15 protein-coding genes are annotated in these 22,400 nt (G+C 73.5%); 12 read left to right on the top strand and 3 right to left on the bottom strand.

Features of this window, described 5'->3' with window-relative positions:
* Positions 1-198 precede the first annotated feature (198 nt).
* The 7 genes from ACZLMO_RS06635 (at position 199) to ACZLMO_RS06605 (ending at position 11,666) form a co-directional block, all read left to right on the top strand.
* A complete protein-coding gene (locus ACZLMO_RS06635; RefSeq protein WP_425713873.1) occupies positions 199-2,247 on the top strand; it encodes an SPFH domain-containing protein in 2,049 nt (682 codons plus the stop codon).
* Positions 2,240-3,667, top strand: coding sequence for an SPFH domain-containing protein (locus tag ACZLMO_RS06630; protein WP_425713874.1), 1,428 nt, complete (start codon positions 2,240-2,242; stop codon positions 3,665-3,667). The genes ACZLMO_RS06635 and ACZLMO_RS06630 overlap by 8 nt, the downstream gene beginning before the upstream one ends.
* 46 nt (positions 3,668-3,713) lie before the next feature.
* Complete coding sequence (locus tag ACZLMO_RS06625) at positions 3,714-6,677, top strand: lysylphosphatidylglycerol synthase domain-containing protein (RefSeq protein WP_463653254.1); 2,964 nt, start codon at positions 3,714-3,716, stop codon at positions 6,675-6,677.
* Positions 6,674-8,272 carry a DUF2079 domain-containing protein gene (locus ACZLMO_RS06620; RefSeq protein WP_463653253.1) on the top strand — a complete coding sequence of 533 codons (1,599 nt, stop codon included), beginning with the start codon at positions 6,674-6,676 and terminating at the stop codon, positions 8,270-8,272. Before ACZLMO_RS06625 ends, ACZLMO_RS06620 begins: the two co-directional genes overlap by 4 nt.
* 103 nt (positions 8,273-8,375) lie before the next feature.
* A complete protein-coding gene (locus ACZLMO_RS06615; RefSeq protein ID WP_463653252.1) occupies positions 8,376-9,320 on the top strand; it encodes a copper resistance CopC family protein in 945 nt (314 codons plus the stop codon).
* A 127-nt stretch (positions 9,321-9,447) separates the two neighbouring features.
* Positions 9,448-10,707 (top strand): threonine ammonia-lyase IlvA, encoded by a 1,260-nt coding sequence (ilvA, locus tag ACZLMO_RS06610; RefSeq protein WP_463653251.1) that lies wholly within the window; start codon positions 9,448-9,450, stop codon positions 10,705-10,707.
* Positions 10,704-11,666, top strand: a complete 963-nt coding sequence (locus ACZLMO_RS06605) for a hypothetical protein (RefSeq protein ID WP_463653250.1) — start codon at positions 10,704-10,706, stop codon at positions 11,664-11,666. Before ilvA ends, ACZLMO_RS06605 begins: the two co-directional genes overlap by 4 nt.
* Positions 11,667-12,392: 726 nt before the next feature.
* Here the strand turns inward: ACZLMO_RS06605 and ACZLMO_RS06600 are convergent.
* Positions 12,393-12,623 carry a hypothetical protein gene (locus tag ACZLMO_RS06600; protein ID WP_463653249.1) on the bottom strand — a complete coding sequence of 77 codons (231 nt, stop codon included), beginning with the start codon at positions 12,621-12,623 and terminating at the stop codon, positions 12,393-12,395.
* Positions 12,624-12,705: 82 nt separating this feature from the next.
* Here ACZLMO_RS06600 and ACZLMO_RS06595 point away from each other — a divergent pair, with 82 nt between their 5' ends.
* Positions 12,706-14,112, top strand: coding sequence for an HNH endonuclease (locus ACZLMO_RS06595; RefSeq protein ID WP_463653248.1), 1,407 nt, complete (start codon positions 12,706-12,708; stop codon positions 14,110-14,112).
* Between the two features lie 122 nt (positions 14,113-14,234).
* On the opposite strand, the gene ACZLMO_RS06590 is transcribed toward ACZLMO_RS06595, so the two are convergent.
* Positions 14,235-17,036, bottom strand: coding sequence for an MMPL family transporter (locus ACZLMO_RS06590; RefSeq protein WP_463653247.1), 2,802 nt, complete (start codon positions 17,034-17,036; stop codon positions 14,235-14,237).
* A 137-nt stretch (positions 17,037-17,173) separates the two neighbouring features.
* Here ACZLMO_RS06590 and ACZLMO_RS06585 point away from each other — a divergent pair, with 137 nt between their 5' ends.
* From ACZLMO_RS06585 to ACZLMO_RS06575, 3 genes are all read left to right on the top strand, one after another.
* A complete protein-coding gene (locus ACZLMO_RS06585; protein ID WP_425713882.1) occupies positions 17,174-17,755 on the top strand; it encodes a TetR/AcrR family transcriptional regulator in 582 nt (193 codons plus the stop codon).
* 53 nt (positions 17,756-17,808) lie between these two features.
* Positions 17,809-19,524, top strand: a complete 1,716-nt coding sequence (locus ACZLMO_RS06580; protein ID WP_463653246.1) for a patatin-like phospholipase family protein — start codon at positions 17,809-17,811, stop codon at positions 19,522-19,524.
* Between the two features lie 128 nt (positions 19,525-19,652).
* Positions 19,653-20,714, top strand: coding sequence for a zinc-binding dehydrogenase (locus ACZLMO_RS06575; protein ID WP_463653245.1), 1,062 nt, complete (start codon positions 19,653-19,655; stop codon positions 20,712-20,714).
* Between the two features lie 70 nt (positions 20,715-20,784).
* Here ACZLMO_RS06575 and ACZLMO_RS06570 read toward each other — a convergent pair whose 3' ends face one another.
* The gene (locus ACZLMO_RS06570) at positions 20,785-21,423 is read right to left on the bottom strand and encodes a CYTH domain-containing protein (RefSeq protein WP_463653244.1); all 639 of its coding nucleotides are present in this window, start codon (positions 21,421-21,423) and stop codon (positions 20,785-20,787) included.
* A 344-nt stretch (positions 21,424-21,767) separates the two neighbouring features.
* Here ACZLMO_RS06570 and ACZLMO_RS06565 point away from each other — a divergent pair, with 344 nt between their 5' ends.
* Positions 21,768-22,388: a 1-acyl-sn-glycerol-3-phosphate acyltransferase gene (locus ACZLMO_RS06565; RefSeq protein WP_463653243.1), complete on the top strand. Its 621-nt coding sequence runs from the start codon at positions 21,768-21,770 to the stop codon at positions 22,386-22,388.
* The last annotated feature ends 12 nt before the right edge of the window (positions 22,389-22,400 follow it).

The raw sequence follows: 22,400 nt of genomic DNA, 5'->3' as shown, positions 1-22,400 counted from the left end.
CGGACGACGTCGACACTCCGGATGCACGGCGATGCACCCGGGGCGAGCGACGCCGTCGGACGACGTCGACACTCCGGACGCACGGCGATGCACCCGGGCCGATCTCCCCGCCCGGACCGTGACCCGCGCCGCACTCTCCTGGGACACTGAACCCGCCGGGGCCCACCCCCGGTCCAGGTTCCCCAGGAGAGGTACCCCATGTCACAGGACAGCGGCTGGGTCGGGCGAGCCCGCGGCCTCGCGCAGAAGGCCCAGCAGGGCCTGCAGAGCGTCGAGGAGGCAGCGACCGCACTCGGTGGCGGCGGCTCCGACTCGTTCAGCGTCGACATCGACGCGTTCAGCACGGCGAAGACCACGGGCGGCGTCGGCACGCGGATCACGTCGAAGCGGTCCTCGCTCAACGACGCCGGGCAGACGCTCAACCGGTCCGAGTACGAGAACGGCCCGTCGGGCCCGGTCCACGTCATCACGCCGATGGTCATGCCGAGCGGCGGTCGCGTGCGGGCGCTCGTCCCCGTCGTCGTGCTCGCGATCGTCGGCGCGGTCGGGTACTGGCTCCTCGCGGCGACGAACGTCGTCGACGTCACCCGCATCGCCGGCGACGGCGGACTGACCGGCGGACTCGCGACCACGCTGTTCGGCATCCACTACTGGGTGCTGCTGCTCGCGCTCGCGCTGTTCCTGTGGTGGCGCGCGGGGATGGTCATGGTCCCGGACGGCTGCCAGGCGCTCATCTCCCGGTTCGGGAAGGTCGAGCGCGTGGTCGGGCCCGGGCTCGTCACGCTGCTCAACCCGTGGCGCCGCGTCTCCTACATCGTCAACACCACGCGCGAGTATCCCTTCAACGCGCCGATCCACCAGGCGCCCACGCGCTCCGGGGTTCAGGCCTCGGTCGACCTCTTCCTCCAGTTCCGGATCAACGACCCGCGCGAGTTCATCTTCGTGCTCGGCGCCGTCCAGGGCTTCCAGGACAAGCTGAACAACGCGATCTCCGAGACCACGCGCTCGCTCATCTACGAGCAGGAGGCGGCGGACATCTACGACCTGGTCGGTGAGTCCACGCAGATCCTCCTTGACCAGCTCAACGAGCAGTTCCGCCCCGCGGTCGAGCTCACGCACGCGAACATCACGCACGCCGAGCCCTCGAGCGCGGAGTACCGGGCGGACCTCGGCGCGCCGGAGATGATCCGCGTGGCGAAGGAGGCCTACACCTACGAGTACGAGCTCCAGCTGAAGAAGGAGCAGAACGAGGGTGACCTCAACAAGGACCTCGCCTCGCTGCGGGAGACGCTGAGCTCGATCCAGGCGGACATCGCCAAGTACCAGGCACAGATGGACACCGCCCTCGAGCGCGAGACGAACCGCGCGGATGCCATGGCCCGCCAGCGCTTCGTCGAGTCCGAGTCGACGGCCCACGCGAACGCCGCCCTCCTCGAGGCCCAGGCGCTCGATATCCGCGCCCTCTCGGCCGCGAACGCCCCGGAGATCCTCTCCTTCCGTTACCAGCAGGACCTCCTCGACCGCCTCGAGCAGGTGGCCGAGTCCCTGCCGCAGATCGTCCAGGTGGGCGAGCACGGCGGCGGCGTCGACTTCCTCAAGATCGCCTCCGAGCTCGTGGGCGGCAGCGACCTCGAGCTGTTCTCCGAGGACGAGCTCGCCCAGATCCGCGAGCGTGCCGCCGCGATCGAGTCCCGCGTGGCCGAGCGGCAGGACCGCATCGCCGAGCTGCTCGAGCCGCCGGAGGAGACCGAGGTGGCGATCGTCGCCCCGTCCGACGAGGACGAGCTCCCCGGCGCCGACCGCCTCGAGGAGATCCGCCGCTCGGTCGCGCAGGAGATCGACGAGCCGGGCGCGGAGGGGAGACCCGACGACGACGAGCGGCGCCGTCGTGGTGCGCACGCCGCTCCTGTGACACCCGCCGGGTCCGACGCCGACGCACCGCGCGATCCGGCCCCCGACTTCGGCGGCGACCTCCCGCCGTACCCGGCAGGCACGGAACGGACCGCCGAGGAGTACTCCACCGGCAGCACCGGCCCCGACAGCTCCGACACCGCGGACCGCACGACCTCCGCGTTCGCCTCCGACGCCGCCGCCCTCGCGGCGCGCGTGCGCAGCGGGGGCGGCGCGAGCGCCACCGACGACGCGGCCGCCACCGGCCCGGGCAGCCCGCCCGACACGGCCGGCACCGACCAGGCCGCCACCGACCACCCGGCCACCGACACAACCGAGGAGAACCGCGATGTCTGAGGCACCCGTCGCCCGGTCGATGTCGTCGATCAAGGAGTCGCTCGCGTCGTGGAGCGACGTCGCCCAGCTGCTGCGCGGCGGCGACCGCGGGGCGCTCGTCCCCGTCGTCATCCCCAAGGACCAGCGCGGGCTGCGCTGGCTGTTCCTCGCGGGCATCGGGCTGTGGCTCGTCGTCGGCGGGGTACTCACCGCGATCGACGGCCACGGCGGCCGCGCGATGTGGCTGTGGATCGTCGGGGCGCTCGTCATCGCGCTGTCGGTCGTGTGGTGGTGGCGCTCGTCGATCATCGAGATCGAGGAGGGCACCGTCGGCGTCCGCTCGCGCTTCGGCGCGATCACGGCCGCCCCGCTGAGCCCGGGCCGCCACTACCTGTGGCACCCGTGGACGCGCGTGGACTACGTGGTCGACGTCAGCACGGAGATCCCCTACACGGCACCCGTCCTCGCCTGCCCCACGGCCGAGTCCGTCCCGCTGCGCTCGATCGAGTTCTTCCTCAAGTTCCGCATCCACGACGCGATCCAGTTCGTCCGCACGATCGGCGCCGGCAACTTCGACCTCGTCCTGTCCAACGCGGTCCAGGACGCGATCCGCCAGCGCTCGCGGCTCGTGCGCACGGAGCGGGCGCACGACCTGCGCGGATCCGACGTCGCCGACATGCAGGCCCTGCTCAACCGCCAGCTCGCCCGCTACGGCGTGCAGATCATGGGCTGCAACATCCCGGACGTGCAGCTGCCCGAGCAGTACCAGCAGCACATCGCGACCCGCGAGCGGGTGGCCAAGGAGCTCCAGGCGTACGAGAAGGAGTGGGACCTCACCCGCAAGCGCCGCATCGACACGCTCCTCATGGACATCGAGCGGTCGAAGAAGGTGCGCGACGCGAAGATCGTCGAGGTCAACGCCTCCCTCAACGAGGCCCGCAAGAACGTGGCCCAGATGCTCGAGGAGCAGGAGACCGAGGCCCAGAAGATCAAGTGGGAGATCGAGACGAAGGGGCGGACGAACCTCGTGGCCGCCCAGGGTGAGGCCCGCGCGCAGGAGCAGCTCGCCACGTCCTACCGGGACAACCGCGCGGTGCTCGGCTACGAGCTCGCCCGGCGCCGGCTCGAGGTCGGCTCCGAGCTCACCTCGCAGGCCCCGCGCCCGGTCCTCGTCCGCACGGACGGCGCCTCGACCGACACCTCCGCGCTCTCCACGCTCCTGCTCGCGCAGATCCTGCCGGGCATGGAGACGGGTCGCCGCGGACCGCGCCCCGACCCGTCCACGCGCCGGCCGGGCCCCGACCAGGGCGACGTCGACGACATGGCCCGGGCCGCCCAGGCCGTCCTGTCCCGGCGGCTCGGCGACGAGCAGCAGGCCGACGAGCCGTTCGACGGACCCGGGGACGTCCCCGGGGGTGGCCGGGATCGCGGTCGCCGCTGATCAGGAGGTCCCGGCGGGCGCGGCGGGTCGGTCCTAGACTCCCCGCATGACCGGACCGGCCGAGGAGCCGGGCACGAGCGTGCCCGAGGCGACGGGCCGTCCGGCATCCCCCGCCGGGACCACCACCCCCGACACCCCTGACACCCCGGACGACGACGCCGCGCACCACACGCAGGCCGCGGCGCCCGTCCCCCTCCCCGGAGCCGCGGACGAGACCCGTGACCGCACGGCGATCACGGCGGTCACGCCGGACGAGGACGGCGACGGCCCACAGATCGACCCGGTCAGCGGCCGCCCCGTCTACCTCCGCACGCCGGTGCCGCCGCCGACCGCCCGCGCACCGCGCCGTGAGGTCCTCCTCGTCGACGCGCTCGAGAGCCGTGTACGGCGCCCGGTCGACCTGCTCCGCCTTTTCACCGCGGTCCTGGGCCTCGCCCTCGTCCTCGTCCTCGCGGTCTACGCGCGCGGCACCACACTGGCGGTGACCGAGGACGTGCAGGACGCCGTCACCGGGTTCTTCCGGCAGCTCTTCCAGCTGCCCGTCACGGCGCTCGGCGGCCTGCTGACATTCTTCGTCCCGATCGCAGTGCTCGCCGAGCGCGCCTGGCGGCGACGATGGCGGTCCGCCCTCCAGGGCCTCGTCGCCGGCGCGCTCGGCGTCGGCCTCGCGCTCGGCTCGCTCGAGCTGCTCGACGCGCTCACGGGCTCCGAGCTGTTCACGTCGCTGACGATCACGAGCGTCGGCCGCGCCACGGTGGTCCTCTCCCCCTTCATCGCGGGGCTCGCCGGCGTGCTCACGGCGGTGGGTCCGGCGACCACGAACCGGGTCGCGCGGTGGTCGTGGAACCTGCTGTGGGTGGTGCTCGCACTCGAGATCATCCAGGGAGCGCAGACCCTGCCGGGCGCCATCATCGCCGTCCTGCTCGGCGCGATCGCGGGCTACACCGTGCGGTACGTCGACGGGGTCACGCACGAGCGCGCGGACGGCACCTCGCTCGTGCGCGGCCTGCGCCGGGCGGGCATCGACGCCGTCTCGGTCATCCGCATGGACCGGCCGAGCCGCTCCGCCGTCGCGGCCTACACGGTGACCACCGAGGCGCCGCTCGGCTACATCGAGCCCGCCGCCCCGGGACGCGTCGGCGCCGACACCGGACGCACGGCACGGACCGGACGCGCGGACGAGGACGCCTCAGCCACCACCGCCGGCATGCTCGACGCCGAGGAGCCGCCGAGCGCCGAGTCCCTCATGGCGGCCGTCGACGCCGCGGGGACCGACACGATCCGCCCGGACCCCGTGACCGACGTGCCCGCGCTGCTCGAGCGCGTGGGCTCCGAGGCCCACCCCGCGCGCCGCGGCGACTCCGCGCCCGGCCGCCAGTACGCCGTGTGGGACACCGCCGGCGCGCGGCACGACCTCCGTCTGCTCGACGGCGACCGGCAGGTCGTCGGCCTGCTGTCCTCGATCTGGGAGGCCATCCGGTTGCGCGGCATCGACCGCCGCCCGGTCACCTCGCTCAAGGACGCCGCCGGTCGCACGTCGCTCATGTCGCTCGCCGCGACGGCCGCCGGGGTGCGCACGCCGGCGATCTCGTCGGTGACGACGGCGCGGAACTCGGTCCTCGTCGTCGAGGACCACGTCGACGAGATCGCCCCGATCGACGAGGTTCCCGCCGAGGACCTCCAGGACGACGTCCTCGACGACGTCTGGCGCCAGCTCCGACGCGCCCACGCCGCCGGCCTCACGCACCGCGACCTCACCACCGAGAACGTGCTCGTCGACGGCTCCGGCGCGGTGTGGCTCGTCGGCTGGGAGGCGGGCGAGGTCGCCTCCACCGAGCTCTCCCGCCGGATGGACCTCGCGCAGACCCTCGCGCTGCTCGGCGTCGTCGCCGGTCCCGAGCGGGCGCTCGCGTCCGCCGGCCGCGCGCTCACCCGCGAGCAGATGGCCGCCGTCGCGCCCGTCCTCCAGCGGGTCGCCCTCCCGGTCTCCACGCGGCAGGAGCTCCGGCGCAGCCCCCAGCTGCTCGGCTCCCTGCGGGACACGCTCGTGGCCCTCGTCCCGACGGCGGACGTCCCCCCGATCCAGCTCGCCCGGTTCTCGGTCTCGCGGGTCGTCATGACGACGCTGCTCCTCGTCGTCGTGTACGTCCTCATCACCTCGCTCAACTTCCAGGAGGTCTGGACGACCCTGACGTCGGCCGACCCCACCCTCATGGCGATCGCCTACGTGCTCGGCCTGGCCACCTACATCGGCGCGGCGATGTCCCTCATGGCGTTCTCGCCGAACCGGCTGCCGTTCGGGCAGACCGTCCTCGCGCAGTCGGCGGGGGCGATCGTCGCGCTCGTGGCGCCGGCGGGCATCGGTCCGGCCGCGGTCAACATGCGGTTTCTCGCCAAGCACAAGGTGCCGACGCCGCTCGCGGTCGCCTCGGTCGCGCTCGTGCAGGTCTTCCAGTTCGTGGCAACGATCCTCCTGCTCGTCCTCGTCGGGCTGACGACCGGCTCGGTGGGGACGCTCAGCCTGCCGAGCGGCTCGGTGCTGTGGGGCGCCGGAGCGGTGATCGTGGTCGTGGCGGTCGCGCTCGCGGTGCCGCCGGTGCGGCGCTGGGTGTGGTCGAAGACGGCGCCCACGATCAAGCAGATCGGGCCGCGCATCATGTGGCTCGTCTCGAGCCCGCAGCGGCTGATCGTCGGCGTGTCCGGCAACCTCCTGCTCACCGCGTTCTACGTGGCGACGTTCGGATTCTGCCTCGCGGCGTACGGCGAGTCGCTCCCGCTGACGACGCTCGCGCTCACCTACCTCGTCTCGAACTCGGTCGGCGCCCTCATCCCCTCCCCGGGCGGCATCGGGCCGGTCGAGGCGGCGCTCACCGGCGGCCTCACCGTGGCGGGGATCCCGCCTGCCACGGCGCTGTCCGTCGCGCTGCTCTACCGGCTGCTGACGATGTGGGGCCGCGTCCCGATCGGCTGGGGCGCCCTGACCTACCTGCGGCGGAAGAACCTCGTGTGACGGGTCGGGCGCAGCGCGGCCGGCCCGTCGGGTCATCGCCGCGCCGCTGGGACGACCACCTCGTGCCGTGGCTCGTGGCGGCCGCGGCCGCGCTCGCGTACGTCGCCCTCGCATGGCCCGCGTGGCGGGACGTCGCGACGCCGTCGTGGGACCTCGGGATCTTCACCCAGCTCGCGCGCGCGTACAGCGAGGGCGGTCCGCCGGTCGTCGACATCAAGGGGCACGGGTTCAACCTGCTCGGCGACCACTTCCACCCCCTGCTCGTCCTCCTCGGGCCGCTCTACCGGCTGCACCCGTCGGGGTGGACGCTGCTCGTCACGCAGGCGGTGCTGCTCGCGGTCTCGGCGGTGCCGATCACGTCGGTCGCCCGGCAGATGCTGGGGCGCGCGGTGGGCACGGTCCTCGGCGTCGGGTACGCGTTCTCGTGGGGGCTGCAGGGCGCCGTGCTCGCGCAGTTCCACGAGATCGCGTTCGCCGTCCCGCTGGTCGCGATGTCGCTCGCCGCGTTCCTCCGCGGCCGCGCGCTCGCCACGGCGCTGTGGGCCGCGCCGCTCGTGCTCGTCAAGGAGGACCTCGGCCTGACGGTCGCCGCGCTCGGCCTCGTGCTGGTGTGGCGGGCGGCGCCGCCCTCCGCCGGGACGAGCGGGGCGCACGACGACGAACCCCCTGCTCGGCACGCCGCCCTGTCCGACCCACGGCCCGGCGCGCCGGCCGAACCACCCACCTCGTCGCCGCCCGGCCTGCGGGAGCGCGCCCGCTCCTTCGTCACCCGCACGACCACGGCACTCGACACCCGCGACGGCCGGATCGGCGCCGTGCTGACGATCTGGGGCGTCGTATGGGTGGTGCTCGCCGTCGTCGTCATCCTTCCCCTGCTCAACCCCGGCGGCGAGTACGACTACGTCGGGCGCATCGGCGAGGAGCACTCCGACTGGTTCGCGACGGCGGTGACGATCCTGTGGCCGCCGGTCAAGGTCGTCACGCTCGTCCTCCTCGTGCTCGCCGCGGGGATCGTCGGCGTCCGCTCGCCGCTGGCGTGGCTGCTGCTTCCCACCCTCGCGTGGCGGTTCGTCGGCAACGTCGAGTACTACTGGGGCTGGGAGTGGCACTACTCGGCGATCCTCATGCCGGTGGTGGCGGCGGCGCTGATCGACGTCGTCCGCCGGCCGCAGTGGCCCGACCTCGCCCGGTCGGTCGCGGTGGGGGCCTCGGTGGCGAGCACGCTCGCGGTGTGGCCGACGCTCCCGCTCGTCACCACGTTCGGGGACGGGCCGCCGGAGCCGAGCATGCGCATCGACGCGGCGCACGCGGCCGTCGCGGCCGCCGGCGCGGTCACGCCCCGCCACGGCGACGAGCCGCTCGTCGTCGGCGACATCTTCCTGCTCGCGCACCTCGTCCCCACGACCGACGTGCACTGGATCGGCAACGAGGGGAACCCCGTGCCGGACGCCGTCGTGCTCGACACGTGGCGGCGCGAGCCGGGCGATCAGGACGTCGAGGTCGTCGCCGAGCGCGAGTTCCCGGGCTGGGACTTCGAGGTGGTCCAGGACGAGCTCGGGTACGCGGTCGCGGCGCTGGTCGGGCCGCGCGACTGACGTGGCGGCGCACGGACCTCGCGGCGCACCGGAGGGCCGCGGTCCTACGGTGGGGGCGAGCGTCCGGAGTCCGGGCGCCGGCTCGTCGAGGAGGAACCCACCGATGTCACGCCCGTCCGCCCGCACCGCAACGACCTCGTCGATCTCCCCGGCGGCCCGGCACGGCGCAACGGGCGGGGGCGGCGCAGCGACCAGGCACGACGTACCGGGCGGTGACGGCGCCACGGCCGCCTCCCGGACCTCGCCCCGACGGCGAGCCCTGGCCGTGCGCGCCGTCGCGGTCGCCACGTTCGCCTCGCTCGGCCTCGGGCTCGCGGCCACGCCGGCCCTCGCGCACGACACCCTCGTCGAGTCGGACCCCGCCGACGGCGCGACGCTCACGGAGGCGCCGGAGGAGGCGGTCCTGACCTTCTCGGCCGACCTCACCCCGAGCGGCGCCGTCGCGGTGCTCCAGGGCCCGGGCGGCGAGGAGATCGAGCTCGAGGAGCCCGAGTACGACGGCCGCGACGCCGTCTGGGAGCTCCCCGAGGTCGAGGCCGGCGAGCAGGTGCTCGTGTGGTCGGTCATCTCCTCCGACGGGCACCGCATCGAGGGCGAGCTCCCCTTCACCCTCGAGACCTCGGGCGACGACGCGGACGCCGACGGCTCGGACGACGACGCGAACGAGGACGACGCGAACGAGGACGACGACAACGCGGACGACTCCGACTCCGCGCCCGGCGCCGCGGCCGACGGGTCCGGCGAGAACCCGTCCGACGACGCCGGGGCCGACGACGACACGTCCGCCGACTCGTCCGACGACGCCGGCGACGCGGGCGACAGCGACGGGTCCGCCGCCGGGTCGGACGACGGTGCCGGCGACGGCTCCGACGAGGCCGGCTCCGACGAGGACTCCTGGCTCCCCGGCAGCCGCAACGCGTGGATCGTCGGCGGTCTTGCGCTCGTCGTCGCCGCCGCGGCCGCCGTGTGGTTCTTCGCGGTCCGCAACCGCGGCAAGGAGACCGACGCCAAGGACCGCCGCGACGAGTCCGACGACCAGGTGTTCTGACCTTCGCGCACCCGCTCCACCCACGGCACGCATCCGCTCCGCGCGCGCTGACCACCCACCGTCGCCGGCGCCAGCCACCCGCTGACCGCCCACGCCGCCGACCCCGGCGCGGTGCCACGATGGGGGGATGGACGTTCCCAACGCGACCGCGGTGAGCCGGGCCGCGCACCTGCTGCGCCCCGTCGTGCGCCGCACCCCGCTCGAGACGAACCCGCGCCTGTCGGAGGCGGTCGACCACCGGGTCCTCCTCAAGCGGGAGGACCTCCAGCTGACCCGCTCGTACAAGGTCCGTGGCGCCTACACGGTGATGGCGGGGCTCACCGATGAGCAGCGCGCCGCGGGGGTCGTGTGCGCGTCGGCCGGGAACCACGCGCAAGGCGTCGCGCTCGCGTGCGCGCGCCTGTCGATCCACGGCACGGTCGTCCTCCCGGGCACGACGCCGCGGCAGAAGCGCGCCCGCATCGCGGAGATCGGCGGCAGCTGGGTGACGACCGTCGTCGTCGACGGTCCGTTCGAGGACGCCGACGCCCGCGCCCGCGAGCTCGTCACCGAGCAGGGCCTGACCTACGTCCACCCGTTCGACCACCCGCTGACGATCTCGGGGCAGGGCAGCGTCGGCGTCGAGATCGCCGAGCAGAGCGCGGACCGGGGCGAGCGGCCGGGTGTCGTCGTCGTGCCCGTGGGTGGTGGCGGTCTTCTCGCGGGTGTCGCGCTCGCGCTGAAGAACCGCGTGCCGGGGGTGCGGATCGTCGGCGTCGAGCCGGAGGGGGCGGCGTCGATGCAGGCGGCGCTGGCCGCGGGCGGGCCGGTGCGGCTCCCCGAGGTCGACGCATTCGTCGACGGTGCGGCCGTCGCGCGCGCGGGGCAGGTCGGCTTCGACATCGCGCGCGACCTGGTCGACGACATCATCTCCGTCCCCACCGGCGCCGTGTGCACCGAGATGCTCGCGATGTACCAGACCGACGGGATCATCGCCGAGCCGGCCGGGGCGCTGGCGACGGCGGCGGTCGCGAACGGGCTCGTCGAGGTCGGGGACGCCGGGCCGGTCGTCTGCATCGTCTCGGGCGGGAACAACGACGTGTCGCGGTATGCCGAGATCGTCGAACGCTCGGCGATCCACGAGGGGCTGCGGCACTACTTCCTCGTGACGTTCCCGCAGGAGCCCGGGGCTCTGCGGAGCTTCCTCGAGGAGACGCTCACCGGCGACGAGGACATCATCCACTTCGAGTACACGAAGAAGAACAACCGGGAGACCGGCCCCGCGCTCGTCGGCATCGACCTCGCGCGCGCCTCCGACCGCGCAGGGCTCGAGGACCGGATGGAGCGCTCGCACATGCGGATCGAGCGGCTCACGCTCGGGAGCGGCGTGCTGGGGATGCTGCTGTGAACACCGCGTCCGACGGCGCCGCTCCGGCCGACGGGTCCGCCCCCGACGCCGGCGGCTCCCGAGCCGACGGGACCTCGCCGGCCGACAGCCTCTCCCCCACCACGCGGCTGGTCATCACCGCGGCGCAGGCGTACGCGGCGCTGCCCGGCGTCGTCGGGGTCGCGGCCGGCGGCTCCCTCGCGACGGGTCAGGAGGACGCGCGTTCCGACGTCGACCTGTACGTCCTCTCCGACGGCGGACCCCCGCCCGTCGAGCTGCGCCGCGCGGTCGTCGAGGCGCTCGGCGGTGCGCGCCGGCTCGACCTCGACCAGCGCTACTGGGACGTCACCGACCTGTGGACGCACGCGAGCGGCACCGACCTCGACGTCATGTTCTGGGACACGAGCTGGGTGACCGACCGCCTCGACGCCGTGCTCGAGCGCCACGAACCGTCCGCGGGGTACACGACGGCGCACTGGCACACGGTGCGGCACTGGCTTCCCGTGGCGGACCCCGACGGGTGGGTCACGCGTGCCCGGGAGCGTGCGCTGGCGGAGTACCCGGAAGAGCTGCGGGTGGCCGTCGTGCGGCACTGCTGGCCGCTCGTGCGCGGGACGATCACGAGCTTCCCCGCGCAGATCGCCACAGCCGCGGCGCGCGAGGACCTCGTCGCACTCAACCATCGCGTGGCCGAGCTGCTCGCCGTCGTCCACGACGTCGTGCTCGCCGTCAACCGCGTGCCGCACCCCGGGGAGAAGCGGCTCGGCAGGCGCGTGCAGGAGCTGTGCCGCTCGCTCCCCGAGGGCTTCTCCGAGCGCACGACGGCGGTCCTCACCTCCGCCGCCGATCCCACCTCGGTGGTCGGTGCGGTCGTGCGGCTCGTCGACGCCGTGGAGGAGTGGCTTCGGGTCGAGCTGCCCGAGGCCGAGATGCCTGGGGTCGAGATTCCTGGCGGCGTCTCGCCTCGCACGGGGTCGTAGCTCGGGTCTCTTAGCGCAGGACTCGTCGCGCAGGTCCCGTAGGCGCGTGGCGCCCTCGCGGGCGGTCCTCTCACCTCCCACGACGCCGCAGCGCGGGTACCGCACGTCGGCGCGACCTTGCGGTCGCCACCTCACCTCCCACGTCGTCGCAGCGCGTCTCACCTGGCGCGCTCTCGCTGACGGGCCCTTCACATCGCACGACGCCGCAGCGCGGCCCACGTGGGCCGGCGCGCCCTCCCGGGTCGCCAACTCACCGCCCACGACGCCGAAGCGCACCTACCGCAAGCCCGCGCACCCTCCCGGATCGCCACCTCGCCCCCCACGAGGCCAGAGCTCCCCTCTTCGTCGGCGTGCCGCGCGCCTCGGGTGCTCTACGTCCGCGCCTGCGCGCACCGTGACGTCGCGCCCTCGCGACCTCCGCGCCGCCGCACCCCAGTCCCAGACCTCCGCGCCGCCGCACCGCAGACCCAGACCTCCGCGCCGCCGCACCGCAGACCCAGACCTCCACGCCGCCGCACCGCAGACCCAGACCTCCACGCCGCCGCACCGCAGACCCAGACCTCGACGCGCTGGACGGCCACACTCCCGGACCTTTGCGCCGCTGGGCGGTCCCCCGGTCACACCCCGATACTGCTGTTTGCTTGCGGTCAATGCGTCCACATGCCTGTCTATTACCAGCCTGTCCACAGATTTGCACTGAATCCTTCCATGTGTCGTTTGATACCGCTAGAGTGAGGAGTGTTCGAACACGCGTTCGGATTGTTCCGGCTCGACGACGAGGGAGGCAGCAGCAATGACGACCCACGACTCCGACGGCGACACCACCACTGCCACCCCCTCGTCGGATCCCGTCGCCGTCATGGACTCGCCGACAGCAACCGGGCAGCCACCGCTCCCACCGAGCAGCGGCAGCGGCAGCGGCAGCGGCAGCGGCAGAACAATTACGAGCACGAGCACGAGCGACCATCCCAAGGACGCCGGCTCGACAGACGCACGAGGTTCGGCGCTGCCGGTGCTGGGTGCGACGGACGTGCGCGCGATGCGCGACGCGCTGGTCGGGCTCCGCCGCGATAACGAGGCCGACGCGATCGAGCAGATCACCGCCCTGGACGAGCTCGTTGCCGCCGCCCACGCCGCCCAGGCCCGGGCTGCCGCGGACCTGCGACACACGCGCATCGAAGCCGAGCGCGCCAGAGGTGTCCCGGTTGCGAAACAGGGCGCCGGCCTGGCGCAGGAGATCGCGCTCGCCCGCCGCACCACCGGCGGTCGCGGAGAACAAGCACTCGCTCTAGCCCGGGCTCTGGACGAGGACCTCCCCCACACCCTCGACCTCATGGAACAGGGCCAGGTCACCGAGCACCGGGCGGCCATCGTCATGCGCGAGACGTTCGGCCTCGACCCCGCCGACCGGCGCGAGGTCGATGCCCGGCTGGCCCCCGACCTGCCCACCATGAGCGATCACCAGGCCCACACCCACACGCGCAAGCACGCCATGGAGCTCGACACCGAGCACGAGAGCGCCCGCCGCAAGCACGAAGCCGCCCAGCGCCGGGTCACGATCCGCGGTGGAAAGGGCTCGATGGCCTACGTCACCGCCCATCTCCCCATGGCCGACGCCGTCCGGGTCCACGCCTCCCTCGTCACCCAGGCCCACGCGATCACCAACGACGGGGCAGCCGACGGCCGGACCCGGCACCAGATCGCCGCTGACCTCCTCGTCGAGCACGTCACCGGCACTGCTGTCACCGAACCCCGCGACATCGAGCTGAACATCGTCATGCCCGCCGGCACTCTGGTCGGCGGGAACGAGCCCGCCTGGATCCCCGGCGTCGGCCCGCTCCCCGCCGCCACCGCCCGCGACCAGGTCCGCGACGCCGGCTCCGTCTGGTTCACCCGACTGTGGACCGACCCCGCCCACGGCGGCGTGCTGACCACCGAGTCCCGCTCCCGCACCTTCACCGGCCGCCTCCGCCAGCTCATCCTCACCAGGGACGACACCTGCCGGACCCCCTACTGCACCAACCCCGCCGAGCACGCCGACCACACGACCAGCCACGCCCGCGGCGGACGCACCACGGCCGAGAACGGCACCGGGCTCTGCGCCTCCTGCAACTACACCAAGCAGAACCCCCAGTGGCACCACACCACGAGCCCCAACGGCAGCCACGAGGTACGCACCCCGACCGGCCACCGGTACGCCGTCCCCCGCTCTCCCTTCCCCTACCGCCGCACACCCACGCCAGAGATCTCCCCCGAGAAGTACCGGGAGATGAAGGATCGCGTTGCCGCCCGCGTGGCCAACAATCGCGCCCCCGAACGCGAACGGGAACGCGAACGCGAACGCAAACGCAAACGCGAACGAGTACGTGAGCGAGGCCGAGAACGGGAACGAGAACGGGAACGGAAGCAGGAACAGGACCGCGCAGACGAACTCGTTCCCGACTAGCACCTCCACGCCCACACACAGCAGGACGCCCGGCCCCCAACGGCACATCTGCCGCTGGTGGACCGGGCGTCAAGCGCGCCGTCGGGCCTCAGGTGTCAGGTGTCAGATGTCAGGCCGAGGGCCTACGGCCCCGAGCTCGCGTCGGCATCGGTCGTCGGCGCGGAGTGGCGCCCGGCCCTGGCGTCAGCACGTCGGGTGTCGTCGTCCTCGGCATCACGCACGTGCTTCCCACCGGCGCCAGTGGCGGAACCTGACCGAGCCCCGTCCATGTCCCCGGCCACGGCCCCGTCCCCGTCCCCGTCCATGTCCCCGGCCGGCGCCGCACCATGCTCGACCTCCTCGACGAGCGCCGATCCCTCGACGTCGACGTTCGGCACGACCTTGTCGAGCCAGCGCGGCAGCCACCAGGCCGAGCGCCCGAGGATGTGCAGGGATGCCGGCACGATGAGCATCCGCACGACGAACGCATCGAGCACGACGCCGACCGCGAGGCCCACGCCGAACGACTTGATCATCACCGAGTCCGAGGTGATGAAGCCCGCGAACACGGCGATCATGATGAGCGCGGCCGCCGTCACCACGCGCCGGCCCGCACGGAAGCCCTCGGCCACCGCCTCCCGTGCGCTCGCTCCGTGCACGTACGCCTCGCGCATGCCCGTGGTGAGGAACAGCTGGTAGTCCATCGCCAGCCCGAACAGCACGCCCACGACGATCACGGGCAGGAAGCTGAGGATCGGGCCCGTCGTGTGGACCCCGATCAGCTCGGCGAGCCATCCCCACTGGAACACGGCGGTGGCCACGCCGTAGGTGGCGAACAGCGACAGCACGAACCCGGCGGTCGCCACCAGCGGCACGAGGAGCGAGCGGAACACCGCGACCATGATGAGGAACGACAGTCCGACGACGACCGCGAGGTAGCCCGGCAGCGCGTCCGAGAGCCCCTCGGAGATGTCGATGTTGATGGCCGACTGCCCGGCGACACCGAGCTCGTACTCGCCGCTCACCGGAGGCAGGGCGCGCAGGTCGTTGACGAGCTCCGCCGTCGACTCGCCGTTGGCGTCCTCCTCCGGCAGCACCTGGAAGGAGGCGAGCGTGCCGTCCTCGGACACGGCGATCGGCGCGACGGCGACCACAGCCTCCTGCGAACCGATCTCGCGGACGACCTCGACCTGGGCCTCGAGCAGCTCGTTCTCGTCGAGGCCGCCGGGCAGGTCCGCCGTGACCAGCAGCGGCCCGTTCGCGCCCTCCCCGAACTCCTCGGAGACGATCTCGTACGCGCGGTAGGCGTCGGAGTCCACCGGCTCGTTCTCACCCGTCGGCAGGCCGAGGCGCATGTCCAGCGCCGGGATCGCGAGCACGAGCAGAGCGACGACGCCGACGAGCACCCGGCCGACCGCCGAGCCCATCGACATCGGTCGCACAGCCTTCCTGCCGGACGACGACGGGCTCGTCGCTGCGTCGTTCGTCGTCGTACCGGTGTCTCCGGGTCCCTCGACCGCGACCCCGCCCGCACTCTCGGCGAGCGCCGCCTCGCGGCGCGCCCTCCCCTTGCGACCGAGCATGCGCAGGCCGGCCATCGACAGGAGGGCCGGCGTCGCCGTGACGGCGAGCAGCACGGCCACGACGATGCTCACGGCACCGGCGGTGCCCATGATCCCGAGGAACGGGATGCCGACGACGTTGAGCGCGAGCAGCGCGAGCACCACGGTCGCGCCGGCAAACACGACCGCCGTCCCCGCGGTCCCGTTCGCGAGAGCGATCGACCGGCGCACGTCGACCCCCTCGAGCAGCTGCGTGCGGTGCCGATTGATGATGAACAACGAGTAGTCGATACCGACGGCCAGCCCGAGCATGACGCCGAACACGGGCGTCACCGAGGACATCTGCACGACCCCCGAGAACGCGAGGGTGGCGAGCGAGCCGATCGCCACGCCCATGACCGCGGTGACGATCGGGAACGAGGCGGCCAGGGCCGAGCCCAGCACGACGACCAGGACGATGCCGGCGATGACGACACCGATGACCTCGCCGATCCCGAGGATCTCCGGGACGGTCTGCGACAGGTCGGAGGCGGGGACGATCTCCACGCCCTCGATCTCGGCGGACTCGACGACGTCGACGACCGCCTGCCGCGAGGCGTCGTCGAGCTCGAGCATGGGCTCGCTGAAGGAGACGGTGAGGCGCGCGGTCGAGCCGTCCTCGGAGACGACCCCGATGCCCTCGGAGTGCTCGAGGAGCTCGGCGCCCAGCTCCGTCTGCGTGCGGCCGGCGTCGAGCTCGGCCTGCCCGGTCTCGAGCTCGGCGAGCCCGTCGTCGATGCGCTCCTGCTCGGCGTCGAGCTCGGCGCGCTGCTCGTCGAGGAGGGTCTGTCCGGCGTCGATCTCGTCCGTCGGGGCGCCCGCGGCCTCCGCCTGCTCGCGCGCCCCGTCGAGCCTGGTCTGCTCCTCGTCCAGCGCGGCACGCCCCTCGTCGAGGAGCGCCTGGCCGTCCTCGAGCTCGGTGCGGCCGGCGTCGAGCTCCGCCTGACCCGACTCGACCTCGGCGGCCCCGGACTCGAGCTCGGCGGCGCTGCCGGCGAGCTGCTCCTGGGTGGCGAAGGGATCGACGACGGCGGCCACGTCGTCCTGCTGCTCGATCTCCGCACCGAGGTCGGCGACGGCGGAGATCTGCTCCTCGGTGAACGCCCCGTCCTCCGAGCGCAGGACCACCGTGCCGGTGGCGCCGCTCTGGTCGGGCAGCTCCTCCTCGAGCTCGGCGATGACCTCCGACGACGCCGTGTCCGGCATGTCGAACGATCCGGTCAGCGTGCCGGCGAACGCGGCGAACGCACCACCGGCCAGGATCAGCACTGCGAGCCACGCCCCCAGCACCGCCTTCGCGTGCCGCGCGGCGAACCTTCCTACCCCGAACAACCATCCGGCCATGAACGTGCCACTCCCCGACGTCGACAGGCCGCCGCAGGCACGGATCGGCCTGCGTTAGGATAAGACGAGACGTTTCGTCTCGTCAACGAGATCCGGCCGCCTATGGTGACGGCCACAGCAGGAAGGACGCCGACGCCATGACCTCGACCCGCAGCGGACCCGTCCGGTCCGAGACGGCCCGGCTCGCGATCCTCGAGGCGACCGCCCGACTCTTCGACGAGCACGGGTACGACGCCATGACGATGGCCAGGATCGCGACCGAGGCCGGCGTCGGCAAGCAGACGATCTACCGGTGGTGGAGCTCGAAGGCCGACCTGGTCGCCGAGTGCCTCGTCGAGGGGATGCTGCTTCCCGTCGACGTCGTCGTCCCGGACACCGGCGACCTGCGGGCCGACCTCGTCAGCTGGATCCTCGCGATCTTCCGCACCGTCGGCCGGCCCGAGGGCGAGGGCACTGTGCGCTCGCTCATCTCCGCCAGCATCGAGAGCGCCGACATCGGCCTGCGCGTGCGCGACAGCCTGACCGGCGAGGAGTCCCTCGCGTCCCGCCTGCAGGCCGCGACCGGAACGTCGGCCAACCTCTACCCCGGCGCGCCTCTGGACGAGATCGCCGAGTCGCTCGTCGGCACGGTGGTCCTCAGGGTCATCAGCCGCACGCCGCCGGAGCCCGCGGAGGCGCAGCGGATGGTCGACGCCGTCCTCGGACCGCCGACGAGATAGGCCGCCCCGAGTCCCATCGCGGCCTCCCGTCCTCTCGCCCTACCCTGGAGGGCATGAGTCGCCGCCTCCCGCCCGGCCGATGGGTGCCGAGCGTCGGCCGGCGCCGCGCCCGCACGACCGGCCTCGTACTGTCCGGCGGAGGCTCGCGTGCCGACTTCCACCTCGGCGCGCTGCGCTACCTCTACGACGAGGTCGGCATCGAGCCCAAGGTGATGGCGGGCGCCTCCGCGGGCGCGATCGTCGCGGCGATCCTCTCCCAGGGCCGCACCCGGGACGAGCAGCGCGCCTGGCTCGACCACCTCGACACGCTGTGGCGCTCGATGGACTCCCCCGACGCCATGTTCCGGCCGCTCCCCTGGTGGAAGGCCCTCAGCGAGCGCGGTCCCGGCTACCTCCAGCTCCTCGACCCGGTCAACCGCGGCAGCACCCAGCGCACATCCACGCCCCCGGGCACGGTCCCGGAGACCGCGGCCGAGGCGCGCGCCGCACGGGCCACGCAGGGCGAGGAGCCCGAGCGGGGCTGGAGCGCCGCCCAGATCGTCCAGATGATCGGCAACCTCCCGGCGCTCGGGAGAGCGGGCGGCGATCTCGCCGCGATCCTGCGCAGCGCCTCCGAGGCGAGGTCGATGTACACGCCGGGACTCGTCGTCGACTCACTCATCGACACCGAGACGTTCGATCCTGCGCGCGTGCGAGCCTCCGGCGTCGTGCTCCGCATCGCGATGGTGGGACTGCAGTCCGGCGAGCTGCGCTTCGCCGACCAGGACGGGGTCATCCGCGACCGGGGCGACGTCCCGCTCCTTGGGGACGACGGCGAGCCGGTGACCGCCGCCGACCTCGCCCTCGCCGTGTGGGCCTCGTGCGCGATCCCCGCGGTCTTCGAGCCGATCCCCATCGCCGGCGAGCACTACATCGACGGCGGCGTGCGCGAGAACCTGCCCGCCGACGTCGTCATCGACAAGCTCGGCGTGCCCGACGTCTGGGCGATCGTCTGCCACCCGCCCGGCGCCGACGCCGGCGACTCCCCGGTCGGCACCGACATCGTCTCCGTCATGATGCGCACGGGAACCTCGATCATGTCCGACGAGCAGCTCCGCGACGAGGTCGTCTTCGCCCGCAGGGCGGGTGCGCGAGTCGTCCACGCGACCGTCGACGTCCACGACACGATGACGGTGGACCGGGGCCTGACGGCGCTCATGGCCGACCACGGCTGGATCCGGGCCGCGCAGACCCATCTCGGGGCGAGCGAGGCGGACGAGGACGCCGGCTCGGCGCTCATCCGCGCCCGACGCCGCGCGTGGGAGATCGAGGAGCTCATGCTCGCGCCCGACGGGTCCGGGAGCGTCCAGCCCCCCGACGGCGCCTCGGGGCTCGCGAGCCTCGCGCGTCCCTCGTCGGCCGGCGCACGGGCGCCCACGGCCACACCGGCCACACGCACTCCCGAGGCGGGCCGCACCTCCGCCGCCCGCACCCCCGAGGCCGCCCGCCCGCCCGCGCATCGCACGGACCTGCGCACCGAGCTCCGCCGCCTCCTCCACCGCGAGCCGGCGGGCGACTCCCGCACGGGTCTCGTCGAGGAGCTGACCGCGGTGAAGACCGAGATCCGCGCCCTCCTCGAGATCCTGCCCGCCGGGCACGTCCCCGCCCACGCCGACTCGTGGTGGCGCACGTGGGAGACCCACGGCGAGCAGATCGAGGCCCCGCCGCTCTGGCGGCTCGACGACGACGACGCCGGCACGTCCGGCGGGCCGCGGCCCGGCGGCGCCTGAGGCGTCGCGCGGCGCCCGAACCCACCGGGCGGGTGACGCCCGCGGCACCCCGCGCCGCACGTACCCGCAGGGTGGCGCCAGAGGCATCGCGCGCAGCACCCCAACCCACCGGGTGGCACGCTGGTGCCATGCGCGCCACCGTCCTCCACGCCGCCCGCGACATCCGGGTCGAGGACCGCCCCGACCCCACCCTCCTCGCCCCCACCGACGCCGTCGTCCGCATCACCGCCGCGTGCGTGTGCGGGTCCGACCTGTGGCACTACCGGGGGATCGTCCCCGTCGAGGAGCCCCGCACGATCGGGCACGAGGCGGTCGGCGTCGTCGAGGAGGCGGGCGCGGAGGTGACGACGGTTCGCACGGGGGACGTCGTCGTCGTGCCCTTCGCGTTCTCGTGCGGCGAGTGCTTCTCGTGCCGGAACGGCATCCAGACCTCGTGCGAGCGCGGCGGGTTCTGGGGCGCCCCCGACGGCGACGGACTGCCCACCGGACGCCTCCAGGCCGAGGCCGTGCGCGTCCCCTTCGCGGACGGCACGCTCGTGGGCGCGGGCCTCGACACCGCCGACGTCGACGACACCCTGCTCGCCCACCTCCTCACGTTGTCCGACGTCATGGGGACCGGCTGGCACGCCGCCCGCGCGGCCGGGCTGCGCGCGGGCACGACGGTCGCCGTGGTGGGGGACGGCGCCGTCGGGCTGTCCGCCGTGCTCGCGGCGTCGCGCCTCGGCGCGTCCCGGGTCGTCGCCTTCTCCCGCTACGCCGACCGGCAGGCTCTCGCGCGCCGCTTCGGCGCGACCGACATCCTCACCACCCGCGGCGACGAGGCCGCCGAGGAGCTGGGCGAGCTGCTCGGCGTCCCGGGCGCCGACGTCGTCCTCGAGGCCGTCGGCACCGACGAGTCGATGGACCAGGCGATCACGTGCGCCCGGCCCGGCGGGACGGTCGGGTACGTCGGCGTGCCCAACGGCGTCACCCGAGGCATCCGGCCGCGCTCGTTGTTCGGCCGCAACGTCGCGCTCGCCGGCGGGGTCGCTCCCGCCCGCGCCTACCTGCCGGAGCTGCTTGCGGAGGTCACGGCCGGCCGGATCCAGCCCGGCGCCGTGTTCACCGCGAGCGTGCTGCTCGAGGACGTGGCCGAGGCTTACGCCGCGATGGACGAGCGACGCGAGATCAAGGTGATGGTCCGGCCGTAGCGGGTGGGCGGTCGTAGCGGGTCGGCGGCCGTAGCGGGTCGGCGGCCGGGCGGCCGGGCGGTGACGGACGCTACCCCTGGCTCGGCAGCCGGTTCTGCCCGAACTCCTGGGAGAACACGGGGCCGGTGACGGCGAGCTCCCGCTCGAACGTCGAGCGCCAGGTCGAGTACGGCTCGACGGCGAGGTGCTCGTTCCCGAACCGCGCGTCCGCCGTCACCTCGCTCACGCAGAAGTCGGGCACGACGAGGTCGACGACCGGGCCCCCGCGCTCGCACTCCGCCACGACGAGCGGCGCGTTGGCTCCGGCGAACTCGTCGATCACCCACCCGTCGTCGCCGAGCCAGACTGCGTGCCGGAGCTTGACCACGTGGTGCCGACCGCGCCTCACGAGCTCGACGGCGACACCCGGGTCCAGCTCCCGCTCCGCCTCGTAGCGCGTCCCCCCGACGTGCGGACCCTTGGCCGTCAGCGCGGCGAACTCGACGCGCGGCGCCAGCTCGTCGAGCACATCGTCGGTCCGCCCGAGGTCCGCCGCGGTCAGTCCCGCCCCCGGGCCCTGGACGCGAACGCGCACCGCGTAGCCCTCGTCGGCCAGCAGGTAGGCCTGCACGATGAGGACGGGGTCCGCCTCGGCGGCGACGATCTCCGGCAGGCCCGCGCAGACGAACTTGCGCTCGAACTCGAAGTCCCCGTAGCCGGTGTCGCTCATGACCCGAACCTACTGCCCGCCCCCGCCGACGCACGGGACCCCGCCCCGCGACCGGTCGAGAGTGCGACTCGGGCGCGCCACTCCGTCGAGATTGCGGTTGGGCCCCCTCCCATCGAGATTGCGGTTGGGCCCCCTCCCGTCGAGATTGCGGTGGGAACCCCTCCCGTCGAGATTGCGGTTGGGAACCCCCTCCCGTCGAGATTGCGGTTGGGAACCCGCGACCGGTCGAGTGTGCGGCTCAGGTGCCCACCCCCATCACTTGCCGGGAGTGCGGTTCGGGTGCGCGCCCTCCGAGAGAACGGCTCGGACGCGCGCGGGCGCGGACCGGCGATTACCGTGGCCGTGTGTCCGCCCCCCGCATGCTGCGCCGCGCCCTCGGCAAGGCTCTCCTCGCCGCCGTCCGCTACCGACTCGTCGCACCCGACGTCCGGGAGCCACGCGCGATCTTCATCGGCGCCCCGCACACCGCCCGCCTCGACTTCGTGCTCATGCTCGGCATCGCCTGGTCCCGCGACCTCACGCCCAAGGTGCTGATGAAGAGGGAGTACTTCGACGGCATCGCGGGCCCGTTCTTCCGGGCGCTCGGCGGTATCGCGGTCGACCGCGGGAACCCGGAGGGACTCGTGGCCGACCTCGTCGCCCGGGCGGAGCGCGGCGAACGGTTCCACCTCGTCATCACCCCGGAGGGCACGCGCGGGCGCCGCGAGCACTGGAAGTCCGGCTTCTACCGGATCGCGCTGGCCGCCGACCTGCCCGTGGTGCTCGGCTTCCTCGACTCGGTCACGCGCACCACGGGCCTCGGCCCCACGATCCGCCTCACCGGCGACGTCCGCGCGGACATGGACCGATTCCGGGCCTTCTACGCCGACAAGGTGGGCGTCCACCCCGAGCTCGGCACCCCGCCGTCGCTGGCCGACGAGGAGGCGGCGACCTACGCGGACCCCGCACCGGCGCCGGCAGGCTGACGCACCGTGCGG

The organism is Georgenia sp. G2120 (assembly GCF_055326485.1).
The sequence above is the reverse complement of the archived record's forward strand: the minus strand, read 5'-3'. Positions and strand labels throughout refer to the sequence as shown.

Bases quoted from the DNA above. Each gene is read 5' to 3' on its own strand.
- ACZLMO_RS06570 (WP_463653244.1), bottom strand. From the start codon at position 21,423: ATGAGCGACACCGGCTACGGGGACTTCGAGTTCGAGCGCAAGTTCGTC.
- ACZLMO_RS06630 (WP_425713874.1), top strand. From the start codon at position 2,240: ATGTCTGAGGCACCCGTCGCCCGGTCGATGTCGTCGATCAAGGAGTCG.
- ACZLMO_RS06625 (WP_463653254.1), top strand. From the start codon at position 3,714: ATGACCGGACCGGCCGAGGAGCCGGGCACGAGCGTGCCCGAGGCGACG.
- ACZLMO_RS06595 (WP_463653248.1), top strand. From the start codon at position 12,706: ATGCGCGACGCGCTGGTCGGGCTCCGCCGCGATAACGAGGCCGACGCG.
- ACZLMO_RS06590 (WP_463653247.1), bottom strand. From the start codon at position 17,036: ATGGCCGGATGGTTGTTCGGGGTAGGAAGGTTCGCCGCGCGGCACGCG.
- ilvA (WP_463653251.1), top strand. From the start codon at position 9,448: ATGGACGTTCCCAACGCGACCGCGGTGAGCCGGGCCGCGCACCTGCTG.
- ACZLMO_RS06575 (WP_463653245.1), top strand. From the start codon at position 19,653: ATGCGCGCCACCGTCCTCCACGCCGCCCGCGACATCCGGGTCGAGGAC.
- ACZLMO_RS06585 (WP_425713882.1), top strand. From the start codon at position 17,174: ATGACCTCGACCCGCAGCGGACCCGTCCGGTCCGAGACGGCCCGGCTC.
- ACZLMO_RS06635 (WP_425713873.1), top strand. From the start codon at position 199: ATGTCACAGGACAGCGGCTGGGTCGGGCGAGCCCGCGGCCTCGCGCAG.
- ACZLMO_RS06615 (WP_463653252.1), top strand. From the start codon at position 8,376: ATGTCACGCCCGTCCGCCCGCACCGCAACGACCTCGTCGATCTCCCCG.
- ACZLMO_RS06580 (WP_463653246.1), top strand. From the start codon at position 17,809: ATGAGTCGCCGCCTCCCGCCCGGCCGATGGGTGCCGAGCGTCGGCCGG.